Here is an 11100-nt window from a genome sequence, read left to right as displayed (position 1 = left end):
GGCTCACTCCGCCGCCACCGCCTGCGCCGCCGGCTTCTCGGGCTTCAAGCCGACGAGATGGCAGATGGCGTAGACGAGGTCGGCCTTGTTCATCGTGTAGAAATGCAGGTCGGAGACGCCGCGATCGATCAGGTCGAGCACCTGCTCCGCGCAAACGGCGGCCGCCACCAGACGACGCGTCGCCGGATCATCCTCCAGCCCTTCGAAGCGGTCTGCCAGCCATTGCGGCACGCTGGCGCCGGTCTTGCGCGCGAAATTCGCGGTCTGCTTGAAGTTCTGGACGGGAACGATGCCCGGCAGGATCGGGATCTCGATGCCGGCAGCGCGGACCTTGTCGAGATAGCGGAAATAGACGTCGTTATCGAAGAAGAATTGGGTGATCGCCCGCGTCGCGCCGGCATCGACCTTCTTCTTCAGCGCATCGATATCGGCATCGAGCGAGGCGGCTTCCGGATGCTTCTCCGGATAGGCCGAGACCGTCACCTCGAAATCGCCGATACGCTTCAAGCCCGCGACGAGGTCCGAAGTCTGGTGATAGCCGTCCGGGTGCGGCTCATAGGTGGTGCCGAGGCCGCCGGCCGGATCCCCGCGCAGTGCCACGACATGGCGCACGCCGGCATCCCAATAGGAGCGGATGACCTCGTCGATCTCGGCCTTCGAGGCCGAAACGCAGGTGAGATGCGCGGCCGGCTTCAGCGCCGTCTCCTCGACCATGCGCTTGACCGTGGCATGGGTGCGCTCACGGGTCGAGCCGCCAGCGCCATAGGTCACCGAGACGAAGTTCGGGCCGAGCGGCTCGAGCCGGCGCACGCTCTCCCACAGCGCGACCTCCATCTCCGCCGTCTTCGGCGGGAAGAACTCGAAGGAGACGCGGGGACGGCGCGAACCGTGCCGGCTAGGGCGAAAGGCATTCATCACGCAACCTCGAGATTGATCATGCGGGCTGGCGGATCGGACTGCACGCGCCGGTCGCGCCCGCGCCAGAGCATGACCGGCAACTGCCCGGAGCCGCCATCGGCCAGGGTGACTTCGCGGGAAAGATCGCAGGCGAGACCGGCCTCCGCGAACCAGCCGGCGATCTGCTGTCGCGAGAAGCCGAGCCGGCGATGCGCATGCTCGGTCCGCAGGAATTCCATGTCGTGCGGGGCGAAATCGACGACGATCAACCGTCCGCCCGGCGCCAGCATGGCCGCGGCCTCGCGCACGGCCCGGCCGGGATCGTCGAGGAAGTGCAGCACCTGATGGACGACGACGAGGTCGAAAGAGTTGCGCGCGAACGGCAGCGCATAGATATCGCCCTGCCTGAGTTCGACGCGCGACAGCCCCGCCCGCTCCAGATTGGCACGCGCAACCGCGAGCATCGCGTGGTTGGCATCGACGCCGACGGCGCGGCCGAATTTCGGCGCGATCCGCTCCAGCATCCGGCCGGTGCCGGTGCCGAGATCGAGCATCGCGCCCGGCGTCCCCTCGCCGACGGCCTCTTCGACCGCCGCCTCGACGACGTGGTCGGGCACATGCAGGCCGCGCAAACGGTCCCAGTCGCGCGCGACGCTGGCGAAATAGCTCTGCGCTGCCTCGGCGCGGTTCGCCCGGACGGAAGCCAACCTCTCGCGATCGGCCGCGAGCACCGGATCGGCGCGGTCGAGCCAGGCGGCGAGCGAAGCGGCGAAAGCCCCGCCCGGCCCGGTCTCATCGAGCCGGAAGAAGGCCCAGGCCCCCTCGCGGGACCGTCGGACGAGCCCGGCCTCGGCCAGGAGCTTGAGATGGCGCGAGATGCGCGGCTGCGACTGGCCGAGAATGTCGGTCAGGTCGGAAACGGAAAGCTCGCCCTCGGACAGGAGCGCAAGGATGCGCAGGCGCGTCTCCTCGCCTGCGGCCCTGAGACCTGCGAGAAGCACATCGGAAGACAATGCCGTCGGCTGCCGCACGCAAACGCCTCCCTTGCTCGAAAAAAGATATAAAGATATCTTTATATCGAGAGCATCGTTCGTGCAAGCGGATTGTCGTGCGGAAAACAGGACGACCCACGGAACGAGCCGCAGGGGCAATGCTTCACGTCTCCCCTGGCGGGAGAAGGCGGCAGCGGGTGGCGCTAACGGATGAGGGGTCGCGCCTGTTCCGAGCCTGGTCGCTATTTCCTCCCACGACGCTATCCCGGATAAGCTGCACAGCGGCGCCGACGCGGGACCCATGCCTATCCTGCGCGCGTCCTATCCGACGGAGGGGCTTCGCGAGGCATCGTAGGCCGGAGGGAACTGCGGGTTTCGCATCCCGCGCCGTTGCGGATCCGCTCGATCGCCGCGCGTCCGATAAGACGCGATAACGGTGATCGATCTATTCACGATCGCACCAGAAAGCTCTGATGCGATGAGCGCGTAGGTGGCGAGTTCGCGCTGGCCGAGCAGGCAACTCCCCGCGCTCGCCGGGCGTCCAAGCGGGCGCCCCCCAGATGCCCGTGCGCGCAGCCGGGCAGCGCGAGGTCATCGCTGTGCGACATTCGACATCGACACCACATCGGCGCGCAACCGTCCACTGCGAACGCCGCAAGGCATCCGCGCATCCCTCGGATGCTCAAGCCTGAAACCCCGCAGGCTGGGCCTGGGCGGGGCTTTCGGCGCGCCTATCCAGAAAAGTAAGCAAAACCACGACCCCGGAAATACGGCGGTCAACGTCGCTCCGGTCTTTCGATGTCAGCGAGCGCCTGCCGCGGCCTTGGCCGCGCGCGGCAGGCGGTTCTTCCTTGCAGCAGGAAACGTTCAGAGCAGTTTCAGATCGCCCGCTGCGGTCTTGCCGCGTTCGGTCTTCAGCTCGAAAGAAACCTTCTGCCCTTCCGTCAGCGTCATCATACCGGCTTCCTTGACGGCAGTAATATGGACGAACACGTCCTTGCCGCCTTCCTCCGGCTGAATGAAGCCGTACCCCTTTTCAGTATTGAACCATTTTACGGTTCCGGTCGCCATCGCCACATCCCTCGAAGCCGCGCCCACCGGCCCGCACGCCATGGCGTGCAAGCCGGCAACGGAAGGATTCACCGAAAACCGAAACTTGTCGAGATTAAACACGATGCAGACGAATCAAATATTCGATCAAGACCTTAACACGACGACTTGTGTCATTGCTGCCGCGCGGGACGATCCGCCGAGGTAAATTTCCAATTCGCCGGGGTCGACGACATAACGTCCCTGTTCGTCATGGGCCCCGAGGCTTGAGGCCTCCAGCTTGAATCGCACAGTTTTCGTCTCTCCGGCAGCAATCATGACCTTCCTGAAGCCTTTCAGCTCACGTAGCGGACGCGACAGGCTCGCAACGGGCTGGCGGATATAGAGCTGCACCACTTCCTGCCCGTCGCGCGCACCCGTATTGGTGACGTCGACCGCCACCTCGACCGCGCCGCCGCGCCGCACCGACGAGGCCGAAACGCGCGGATTGGCATAGCTGAAGCGGCTGTAGGAGAGCCCGTATCCGAAGGGGTAGAGCGGCTCGTTGCGCTCGTCCATGAAGATGGACGCGTAACGCTCGCCCGGCTTTTCCGGCCGGCCGGAGGGAAGCTGGCCGTAATAGACCGGAATCTGGCCGACCGAGCGCGGGAAGCTCATCGGCACGCGCCCCGACGGATTGTAGCGCCCGGTCAGGATGTCCGCGATCGCGGTCCGCCCCTCCGTACCACCGTGGAAGGTCTGCAGGATCGCGGCGACATGGTCGTTCGCCCAGGTCAGGATGAGCGGCCGGGCCGTCGCCAGCACCAGAACCACCGGCTTGCCGGTCTTGACCAGAGCCTCGAGCAGTTCCTGCTGCACGCCCGGCAGGTCCAGCTTGGTGCGCGAGGCCGCTTCGCCGATGAACTCGCAATCCTCGCCGAGCATCGCGACGACGAGATCGCTCTCGGCAGCGGCGCGGATCGCGGCCTCCTTGTCGGCGAATTCCGTGCCGCAGTTCTTGGTGAAGGCGGGCTGGTAGGCAACCGAGACCTCCCTCGGCAGCCGCTCGCGCAGCGCGTCCGGCAGGGGGGCGACGACGCGCCGGCCGAGCCCCGCCGGATCGGTCCAGACCCGCTCGTCTTCCGGCACCGCCATGGCGCCGATCACGGCGACCGACTTCACCGTCTCGCGGATCGGCAGCGTCTCATCGGCATTCTTGAGCAGGATCGCACCCTCGCGCGCCGCCTGCAGCGCAACCTCGCGGGCGGCCTGCGTCTGCATCAGGCTCTGCGCGGCGGCGGGATCGACATCGGGTCTCTCGAACAGGCCGAGATGGAACTTGACGCGCAGCACCCGCCGCACCGCCTCGTTCACCGCCTTCACCGGCACGCGGCCGGCGCGTACCTCGCCGGCGAGGTGCTTGTGATAGACGTCGCCCATCATGTCCATGTCGATGCCGGCGAGCAGAGCCTTGCGCGCAGCTTCGGCATCGTCGCGGGCGATGCCATGCAGCCTGAGCTCGGTAATCGAGCCGAAATCGGAGGTGACGAAGCCGCGGAAGCCCCAGCGGCCGCGCAGGAGATCGGTCAGCATGCCCTTATGCGCCGTCGTCGGCACGCCGTTCAGCGCCGTGAAAGCCGCCATCGCCGTCATCGCACCGGCCTCGAAGGCGGCCTTGAACGGTGGCAGATGCAGGTCGAAGAGCTGGCTCGTCGGGATCCAGGTCGCGTTGTAGTCGCGCCCCGCCTCAACGGCGCCATAGCCGACGAAGTGCTTCGGCGTCGTCGCCACCCCGCCACGCTGGTAGCCGCGTGTGCGTGCCGCCGCGACGACGGCACCGAGATAGGCGTCCTCGCCCGCCCCCTCCAGCGCACGGCCCCAGCGTGGATCGCGCGAGATGTCGACCATCGGCGCGAAGGTCCAGTTGATGCCGGCGGCCGAGGCTTCCCGCCCCGTCCAATAAGCGGCCTGCTCGATCAATTCCGGGTTCCAGCTCGAAGCCTGCCCGAGCGGCAGCGGAAAGTAGGTGGAGAAGCCATGGACCGCATCGAGCCCGATGATCAGCGGGATCTTCAGCCGGCTCTCGCGCACGGCCTTCTGCACCGCCAGAACCTCGGCCGGCACGACAAAGTTCATCACCGCGCCCATCTCGCCGCTGCGGACCTGATTGACGTCGAAACCTTCGCCGCGCCCCGAGAGGTGGAGCTGGCCGACCTTTTCCGCCAGCGTCATCCTCCCGATCAGCGCATCGACCTTGCGCTCGATCTCGCGCGCCTCGCGTCCGGTTTTCCAGGCGACGGGCTGCTGGGCGAATGCGATGCCGCTCGGGATCAGCAGCAGGAGGGCCGCGACGAGCCGCAAAAGCATCAAGAACATCTCTCCGAGGAACGCGGGAAGTAGGAGAAGTCTGTGCCCCACGGAATGGTTCCCCGGCCTCCTGGCTCGACCATTGCATAGCCTCTGGCGCTCGCAGCCTCCAGCCGATACAGGGCTCGCCATGTCCCAGACCGCCATCGCCGCCATGCCGCAGCAGCACCGTCTCTACGAGGATCTGCTCGCCCTTCCGCTGGGCACGCTGATGATCAGCATCGGCATCGTCCTCTTTGCCAAGGCGACCCTGCTGACCGGCGGAGCGGCGGGGCTCGCCCTGCTGCTGCAATTCGCCACCGGCGCCGATTTCAGCCCGCTGTTCTTCGTCATCAACCTGCCGTTCTACTGGCTCGCCTTCCGGCGGATGGGCTTCGCCTTCACGCTGCGCACCGTCGCGGCCGTCGCGCTGATCTCGCTCTTCGTCTGGGCGACGCCGGGCTGGTTCCGGATCGAGGCGGTAGCGCCGCTCTATGCCGCCATCGCCGGCGGTGTCGCGATGGGGCTCGGCCTGCTGGCGCTCGCGCGCCACCGCACCGCCATCGGCGGGGTCAACATCCTCGCGCTCTACCTGCAGGAGCGCCACGGTCTGCGCGCCGGCTGGGTCCAGCTCGGCATCGACGCAGCGATTTTCGCCGCCGCCCTTTTCGTGCTTCCGCTGGACAAGGTCGCCCTGTCCCTGGTCGGCACGCTCGTCCTCAACGCCATCCTGGCGATGAACCATAAGCCGGGCCGCTACATGGCGATCTCCTGACGGAAGGGCGCCCTGTCGTTCGGGAGGTTGCGCCCCATCGTCCGACATGCGACTCAGCCGAGGAAACTGACAGGAAGCGAACGGCGAGACGAGAACATGGCCCAGCCCCTGACCATCGAAGACCTGCGCCTTCTGGCCAAGCGCCGCGTGCCGCGCATGTTCTACGATTACGCCGATTCCGGTGCCTGGACCGAGAGCACCTATCGCTCGAACGAGACCGACTTCGCCAAGATCAAGCTGCGCCAGCGCGTCGCCGTCGACATGACCAACCGCTCGCTGGCTTCCGAGATGATCGGCCAGCCGGTGGCGATGCCGGTCGCACTCGCCCCCACCGGCCTTACCGGCATGCAGCACGCCGATGGCGAGATCCTCGCGGCCCGCGCTGCCGCGAAGGCAGGCGTGCCCTTCACGCTCTCGACCATGAGCATCTGCTCGATCGAGGACGTGGCGAACCACACCCAGGCGCCGTTCTGGTTCCAGCTCTATGTGATGAAGGACCGCGACTTCATCTCCCGCCTGATCCAGCGCGCCAAGGCTGCCAGCTGTTCCGCGCTGGTGCTGACGCTCGACCTGCAGATCCTCGGCCAGCGCCACAAGGACATCCGCAACGGCCTCTCCGCCCCGCCGAAGCCGACCATCGCCAACCTGATCAACCTCGCCTTCAAGCCGCTTTGGTGCCTGAAGATGCTGGACACGCCGCGGCGGCAGTTCGGCAACATCGTCGGCCACGTCACCGGCGTCGCCGACATGTCCTCGCTTTCCTCCTGGACCGCCAGCCAGTTCGATCCGCAGCTCAACTGGGACGACGTCCAGTGGATCAAGGACCAATGGGGCGGCAAGCTGATCCTCAAGGGCATCCTCGATCCCGAGGACGCCGAGATGGCGGCCAAGAGCGGCGCCGACGCGCTGATCGTCTCGAACCATGGCGGACGGCAGCTCGACGGCGCGCTGTCCTCGATCGAGGCCCTGCCCGGCATCGTCGAGCAGGTCGGCAACCGCATCGAGGTGCTCTTCGACGGCGGCATCCGCTCGGGCCAGGACGTGCTTAAGGCGATCGCGCTCGGCGCCAAGGGCACCTTCATCGGCCGCGCCTTCCTCTACGGCCTCGGTGCCATGGGCGAGCAGGGCGTCACCGCCGCGCTCGACATCATCCGCAAGGAGCTCGACATCACCATGGCGCTCTGCGGCAAGCGGGACATCAGGGATGTCGACGCAAGCATCCTCGTCGGCGGCAAGCCGAGAGCCTGATCCACCCGCGGGGAGACCTATCCTGAGACCACTGGCCTACTATCCGGAGCAGGCCGCGCCGGCGGACCCGCCCCTGACGGCGCGCGTGAGCCTCCCGCAGCGCCTGTTCGCCGGTCCGTCCTTCGCAGACCGTCTGGCGGCCGCCGGCAACCGGCCGGCCGGGTTCGACTATCTGCGCCTCCTGCTCTCGACGCTCGTCATCGTCACCCATGCGGTGGGTGTGGCCTACGGCGTCGGCGAGACGCTTCGGATTTTCGGCGGAGCGCTGCGCCCGGCGGTGGCCCTGATCCTGCCGATGTTCTTCGCATTGAGCGGCTTTCTCGTCGCCGGCAGCCTCGAACGCTGCCGGTCTCTGATCTCGTTCCTCGGGCTGCGGCTGCTCCGGCTGGTTCCAGCCCTCGCTGTGGAGACCTTTGCCGCCGCCATCGTCATCGGCGCGATCTTCACGACGCTGCCGCTGAAGGAGTATTTTGCCAGCCCGCTCTTCCGGCAGTATTTCCTGAACATCCTCGGCGTCGTCCAATTTTCGCTGCCGGGAGTGTTTCTGGACAATCCCTGGGCGGGGCTGGTCAACGGCCAGCTCTGGACCCTACCTTGGGAACTGTATTGTTACCTGATCATTGCCGGCATCACGGCGCTGGGACTATTGCGCCGGAGCGATCGCGCCCTGGCCACGATCCTCGCCGTCCACGCCGTCATTTTCGTCATCTACGTCCTGATCAGGCGTCATCAGCCGGGCGTCACCGTCTCGGGCCCCGTGCTGATCCTCTGCTTTCTCTACGGCATCGGCTTCTATCTGTTCCGGAAGCGGATCGTGTGGAGCAAGGCGCTGTTCGCGCTGTCCCTCGGAGCAACGCTGCTGGGGCTGAGCTTCCCCGGCGGCGACTATCTGATCGCCCTCCCTTGCGCCTATCTCACCGCCTTCATCGGGCTCACCAGGCCGCGCCGCGTCTGGCTGGTCTCGTCGGGCGACTATTCCTACGGCCTGTTCCTCTACGGCTTCCCGATCCAGCAGGCAGTGGTCGCCACCTTCGGCGCGGGAGGCCAGTCCTGGTGGGCCAATGCCGCCATCTCCTGGTGCCTGGCCTTCATCCTCGCCTTCCTCTCCTGGCACTTCGTCGAAAAGAACGCGATGAAGCTGCGCCCCCGCCTCCTCGCCACCGAAACAAGCCTGCTCGCGCGCCTGCCGGGGCCCATTGTCTTCGCCGGATGGTTCCGCTCACGCCGCATCATTGCGGCTCTTGCCATGGGGCTCATCGCCGCCGCGGCAGCCGGCACCTATCTCGCGCTGCGCAAACCGGCCGAGAACTTCCCGCTTCTGGCGAGGCTCGCGGTGATCAACGCCCAGATCGGCGAAGCCGATCCCGACTATGTCTTCATCGCGGGCGACTCCAACGCCGAGATGATCAACTCGACCCATCGCCTCTGCGGCCGCAACGTCGTCAACGCCGGCATCAGCGGCGCCAAGATGACGGATATGAACGGCCATTGGGCGAAGTTTGCCTTTACGAAGAAGCCCAGCACCATCGTCATCCTGGTCGGCACGAACGACCTGCATCGCAAGCGCAATCCCACCCAGCCGAAATACCTCGACGCATTCGAACGCAACACCGACCGGCTCATCGCCAGCGCGGCCGCACTGTCCGCGAAGGTCTTCGTCGCCGCCGTTCCCCCGGCCGAGCCCTCGATGATCAAATATTATGAGCCGGCGGCGGTCGTCGCCCTGTCGGAGCGGCTGAAGCGGGCCTGCAGCCGCAACGCCTGCACGTTCATCGACCCCTTCGCCGGAACCCGCGACGGAGTCGACGGCCTCGCCAAGCCGGACAGCACCCATGACGGCATTCATGTGCGGTCGTACCGGGAGGCCATGGCGTCGGTCGAAGCCGAAATCTGCAGCTGATCGTCCGCTTTCCGAAGCGGGCCCAAAAGCCTCCGGTGGCCCCTCCGGCGCCCTCCCCAAAAGCAAAGCCCGCCGGCGACTGGAGGCGCATCGGCGGGCTCGACGGAAGGCAGCAGCAGGATGAGAGCGCCGCATCGCGCGGCGCCCTCGCGAAACCTCAGCGCGTGAACTTCTTGTACTGGATGCGCTTGGGAATGGTGGAGTCGATGCCGAGGCGACGCTTCTTGTCCTCCTCGTATTCGGCGAAGTTGCCCTCGAACCACTCGACATGGCTGTCGCCCTCGAAGGCGAGGATATGGGTCGCGATACGGTCGAGGAACCAGCGATCGTGGCTGATGATCACGGCGCAGCCGGCATAATCCTCCAGCGCCTCTTCAAGCGCGCGGAGCGTGTCGACGTCGAGGTCGTTGGTCGGCTCGTCGAGCAGCAGCAGGTTGGCGCCGGACTTCAGCATCTTGGCGAGGTGGACGCGGTTGCGTTCACCACCCGAGAGCGAGCCGACCTTCTTCTGCTGGTCGCCGCCCTTGAAGTTGAAGGCCGAGCAATAGGCGCGGGAATTGATCTCGCGCTTGCCGAGATAGAGGATGTCGTTGCCGCCGGAGATTTCCTCCCAGACGTTCTTCTTGTCGTCGAGCGAGTCGCGGCTCTGGTCGACATAGCCGAGCTGGACGCTCTCGCCGACCTTGATCGTGCCGGCATCGGGCTTCTCGACCCCGGTGATCATCTTGAACAGCGTCGTCTTGCCGGCGCCGTTGGGGCCGATCACGCCGACGATGCCGCCCGGCGGCAGCTTGAAGGACAGTCCGTCGATCAGGAGCTTGTCCTGGAAGCCCTTCGACAGGTCCTCGAAATCGACGACGTTGTTGCCCAGCCGCTCGGCAATCGGGATGATGATCTGGGCGGTGTCCGGCCCCTTGTTGTTGGCCTTCTGGACCAGCTCGTCATAGCGCTGGATGCGGGCCTTGCTCTTGGCCTGGCGGGCCTTCGGCGAAGCGGCCATCCACTCGGCCTCGCGCTCCAGTGTCTTCTGACGCGACACGTCCTCGCGGCCTTCCTGAGCCAGGCGCTTCTGCTTCTGCACCGACCAGGCCGAGTAGTTGCCCTCATAGGGTATGCCCTGGCCGCGATCGAGCTCGAGGATCCAGCTCGTGACGTTGTCGAGGAAGTAGCGATCGTGGGTGACGATCAGGATCGCGCCCGGGTAGGTCCGCAGATGGCCTTCGAGCCAGGCGGTGGTCTCGGCGTCCAGATGGTTGGTCGGCTCGTCGAGCAGCAGCAGCTCCGGCTGCTCCAGCAGCAGCTTGCACATGGCGACGCGGCGGCGCTCGCCGCCCGAGAGCTTGTCGACGGCCCAGTCGTCGGGCGGGCAGCGCAGCGCGTCCATCGCCTGGTCGACCTTGGAGTCGAGATCCCACAGCCCCTTCGCCTCGATCTCGTCCTGGAGATTGGTCATCTCGTCGGCGGTCTCGTCCGAATAGTTCATGGCGAGCTCGTTGTAGCGGTCGAGGATCGCCTTCTGCGGCGCGACGCCGAGCATGACGTTCTCGCGCACCGTCAGGGTCTCGTCGAGCTTCGGCTCCTGCGGCAGATAGCCGACGCGCGCGCCCTCCGCGACCCAGGCCTCGCCGGTCCACTCCTTGTCGAACCCGGCCATGATCTTGAGCAGGGTCGACTTGCCCGCGCCGTTGACGCCGAGCACGCCGATCTTGGCGTCCGGATAGAACGAGAGATGGATGTCCTTCAAAACCTGCTTGCCGCCCGGATAGGTCTTGGACAGGCCGCGCATATGGTAGATGAACTGGCGGGACATGAGGCGAGCGGGCTCCGCTTTCAGGCGCTTGGCGACGAGATGTCGGGAAATCTGGCCGCTATGTAGCGAGCGGCAGCCCGCGCCGCAACCGCATCGGGCGGAT

General features: G+C 66.3%; 8 protein-coding genes. 3 read left to right on the top strand and 5 right to left on the bottom strand.

The annotated features are described in order from the left end of the window. Positions 1-3: 3 nt before the first annotated feature. The 4 genes from metF to AC1DNE_RS01620 all read right to left on the bottom strand — a co-directional run bounded on the left by metF (position 4) and on the right by AC1DNE_RS01620 (position 5285). A complete protein-coding gene (gene metF, locus AC1DNE_RS01635; protein WP_441469719.1) occupies positions 4-915 on the bottom strand; it encodes a methylenetetrahydrofolate reductase [NAD(P)H] in 912 nt (303 codons plus the stop codon). Beyond that, positions 915-1928, bottom strand: a complete 1014-nt coding sequence (locus AC1DNE_RS01630; RefSeq protein WP_476766268.1) for an ArsR/SmtB family transcription factor — start codon at positions 1926-1928, stop codon at positions 915-917. The genes metF and AC1DNE_RS01630 overlap by 1 nt, the downstream gene beginning before the upstream one ends. An 828-nt stretch (positions 1929-2756) precedes the next feature. Beyond that, the gene (locus AC1DNE_RS01625; protein WP_441470030.1) at positions 2757-2960 is read right to left on the bottom strand and encodes a cold-shock protein; all 204 of its coding nucleotides are present in this window, start codon (positions 2958-2960) and stop codon (positions 2757-2759) included. Between the two features lie 126 nt (positions 2961-3086). Then, on the bottom strand, positions 3087-5285 hold the full coding sequence (locus AC1DNE_RS01620) for a glycoside hydrolase family 3 N-terminal domain-containing protein (RefSeq protein ID WP_476840894.1): 2199 nt from the start codon (positions 5283-5285) through the stop codon (positions 3087-3089). Between the two features lie 130 nt (positions 5286-5415). Here AC1DNE_RS01620 and AC1DNE_RS01615 point away from each other — a divergent pair, with 130 nt between their 5' ends. The 3 genes from AC1DNE_RS01615 (at position 5416) to AC1DNE_RS01605 (ending at position 9187) form a co-directional block, all read left to right on the top strand. Further along, entirely contained in the window at positions 5416-6039 is a 624-nt protein-coding gene (locus tag AC1DNE_RS01615) for a YitT family protein (RefSeq protein ID WP_476840893.1), read from the top strand. A 96-nt stretch (positions 6040-6135) separates the two neighbouring features. Further along, positions 6136-7287, top strand: coding sequence for an alpha-hydroxy acid oxidase (locus AC1DNE_RS01610; RefSeq protein ID WP_476766266.1), 1152 nt, complete (start codon positions 6136-6138; stop codon positions 7285-7287). Positions 7288-7372: 85 nt separating this feature from the next. After that, positions 7373-9187 carry an SGNH/GDSL hydrolase family protein gene (locus AC1DNE_RS01605; protein ID WP_441469723.1) on the top strand — a complete coding sequence of 605 codons (1815 nt, stop codon included), beginning with the start codon at positions 7373-7375 and terminating at the stop codon, positions 9185-9187. Positions 9188-9344: 157 nt separating this feature from the next. Here AC1DNE_RS01605 and ettA read toward each other — a convergent pair whose 3' ends face one another. Then, positions 9345-10997: an energy-dependent translational throttle protein EttA gene (gene ettA, locus AC1DNE_RS01600; RefSeq protein ID WP_441469724.1), complete on the bottom strand. Its 1653-nt coding sequence runs from the start codon at positions 10995-10997 to the stop codon at positions 9345-9347. Between the last annotated feature and the right edge of the window lie 103 nt (positions 10998-11100).

The organism is Allobosea sp. 05L423 (genome assembly GCF_056397745.1).
This window is presented reverse-complemented; position numbering and strand designations above follow the sequence as displayed.